Annotated in this window: 3 protein-coding genes; all 3 read left to right on the plus strand. The window is 62.7% G+C overall.

Annotated elements, in window-relative coordinates; genetic code table 11:
- Positions 1-103 precede the first annotated feature (103 nt).
- From tnpA to tnpC, 3 genes are read left to right on the plus strand one after another with little or no spacing between them, the layout of a single operon-like run.
- Positions 104-469 (plus strand): IS66-like element accessory protein TnpA, encoded by a 366-nt coding sequence (gene tnpA, locus AC3G88_RS29305; protein WP_488894482.1) that lies wholly within the window; start codon positions 104-106, stop codon positions 467-469.
- A 23-nt stretch (positions 470-492) separates the two neighbouring features.
- Positions 493-813, plus strand: coding sequence for an IS66 family insertion sequence element accessory protein TnpB (gene tnpB / locus AC3G88_RS29310; RefSeq protein ID WP_488894483.1), 321 nt, complete (start codon positions 493-495; stop codon positions 811-813).
- A gap of 30 nt (positions 814-843) precedes the next feature.
- On the plus strand, positions 844-2373 hold the full coding sequence (gene tnpC, locus AC3G88_RS29315; protein WP_488894484.1) for an IS66 family transposase: 1530 nt from the start codon (positions 844-846) through the stop codon (positions 2371-2373).
- Positions 2374-2751: the final 378 nt, after the last annotated feature.

A 2751-nucleotide genomic window follows, 5' to 3' on the forward strand; every position in this document is an offset into this window, starting at 1 on the left:
GTAACGGCCCGGCGAGCACCGTCTTCTGCAATTGAGGCGGTGTAGGCAAGATCTGGTGTCTTCGCGGGCCGCATAGGCGTCCGCTTAAATTAGGCGGACACCTATGAAGCCACTGCCCGGTCCCATTTCGGAGGGGCGCATCCAGCGACGCCGGTTCTCCGACGCTTTCAAGCGTGATGTCGTCGCGCAGTGCATGCAGCCCAATGCGTCTGTCTCGGCGATTGCGCTGGCCAACGGTCTCAACACGAATCAGGTCTTCAAGTGGCGCCGTATGGCCCTCGCCAGCGAGCAAGGCTCTTCGGCCGCGATGCTGCCTGTGACCGTCGAGGACATCTCCTCCATGCCTGTCGTTTCTGCGTTGCGGCACGAAGGCGCCGTGGAGATCCGGCTTGAGCGAGGCACCATCCGCCTGACCGGCCCTGTCGATATGGCCTTGTTGACCGCGCTGATAGCGTCTCTGACAGCATGATCGGGTTGCCGGCCGGAACGCGCGTGTGGTTGGCCGCAGGCATCACCGACATGCGCTGCGGCTTCAATGGTCTGGCTGCCAAGGCACACGCAACTCTGTCCGAGGATCCGTACAGCGGCCATGTCTTTGTCTTCCGCGGCCGGCGCGGAGACCTGATCAAGGTGCTTTGGTGGAGCGGTGACGGTCTCTGCCTGCTGGCCAAGCGCCTGGAGCGAGGTCGCTTCGTCTGGCCGCAGGCTGACAGCGGCAAGGTCCACCTGACGCCGGCACAGCTCTCGATGCTGCTCGAAGGCATTGACTGGCGCAAGCCAGAACGCACCTGGCGACCGACACTCGCCTTGTAAACTGCTGCGCCGCTTCCTACACTGCGGGGCATGCAAACCGATCCCGCCACGCTTCCCGACGACATCGCCATCCTGAAGGCGATGATCATTGCACGCGACAGCGCGTTGCGAGATCACGCGATCGAGATCGAACACCTCAAGCTGCTGATTGCCAAGCTCAAGCGCCAGCAGTACGGCCACAGGTCCGAGAAGCTGGATCGACAGATCGAGCAGCTCGAACTCAAGCTCGAAGAACTGCAGACCGATGAAGGCGTCGCCGCGGCAAGTGTGCCTCGCGCGCGCACTGCCCATGGCAACGGTGGACGCAACCAGCTACCTGCACACCTGGAACGCGAAGACTTGATTCACACGCCAGCGGAGACGACATGCTGCGCATGTGGTGGCGCCTTCGAAGTACTTGGCGAAGACGTCTCCGAACAACTGGAACTGGTCCCGGCACGGTTACGTGTCATCCGACATCAGCGCGTGAAGCTCGCCTGCACTGGCTGCGATCGCATCGTGCAGGCTCCCGCGCCCAGCCGTCCCATCGACCGCGGAATCCCCGGTCCGGGCTTGCTTGCCAACGTGCTGGTCTCAAAGTTCTGCGACCACCAGCCGCTGTATCGTCAGCGCGTCCGCTGGGAACGTGAAGGGATCGACCTCCCCGAGTCGACGCTGGGTGACTGGGTCGGCGGCTGCTCTGCATTGCTCGGCCCGCTGGTGGCTGCCGTCCAACGCTATGTGATGGGTGGCAACAAGGTGCACGGCGACGATACGCCGATCCCGGTACTGGCGCCGGGCAATGGCAAGACGAAGACGGCACGGCTGTGGACCTATGTGCGTGACGACCGGCCATCGGCCGATGCCGCGCCACCCGCGGTGTGGTTCGCCTACTCGCCCGATCGCAAGGGCGAACATCCACAACACCATCTGCGATCCTTCGTCGGCACCTTGCAAGCCGATGCGTACGCTGGATTCAACGCGGTCTATGAAACAGGGCGAGTGCAAGAAGCCGCCTGCTGGGCGCACGCCAGACGCAAGTTCCACGAGTTGCACGTGGTGCGGCCCAATGCCGTCACCGAACAGGCCTTGGCGCGCATCGGCGAACTCTATGACATCGAGCGCGAGATCCGAGGACAACCACCAGACTTGCGCCGGGAGATCCGGCAACGCGAGGCGGTACCGAGATTAACAACGCTCAAGGCCTGGCTGGAAGAGACGGCGGCCAAGCTCTCGCGCAAGTCCGATACTACGGCGGCCATCCTCTACACACTCAAGCGTTGGGAGGCGTTCACGCGCTATACCGGCGATGGGCGGCTGGAGATCGACAACAACAGTGCGGAGCGCGCGCTGCGCACCGTCGCGCTGGGTCGCAAAAACTTCTTATTCGCGGGCGCCGATAGCGGCGGCGAACGGGCCGCGGCGATGTACACCCTCATCGGCTCCGCGAGGCTCAATGACCTCAACCCCGAGGCGTATCTGCGCCACGTGCTCAGCCGCATCGCCGATCATCCGATAAACCGGATCGACGAACTGCTGCCCTGGGCTGTGGCCGCCGGCATGGATTTGGCCGTTACATAACCGGCACGCTACGGCTTAACCTCAATGACGTTAAGGCCAAGCGAGCCCGCCAGGGCCACCGCTGCCTCTGGTGTCTCGCAACACTCAATCCAGAAGTCGGTTCCCGCAACTGCGATTGCATACGGCTGAACATCACTACCGCACTCGTTCTGCCGGTAAATCGCTACCTTTGCACCACTCTCCAGGTATCGAGCCATATCGGCTCGACATTCCGGGAATACCTTCGAAACATGGGCGGACTGGGCCGATGTCAGACTCATGGGGGAACACCTCTTGATGAACAACAGCCACTATGGCGATCATTCCCCATACGCTATCACAGTGTGCCAGCATCGCAAGCTCACCCGGGTGTCAAGACGGCCTCCAGCGGGCCGTTAC

It is taken from the genome of Cupriavidus sp. 86D6, from assembly GCF_057815095.1.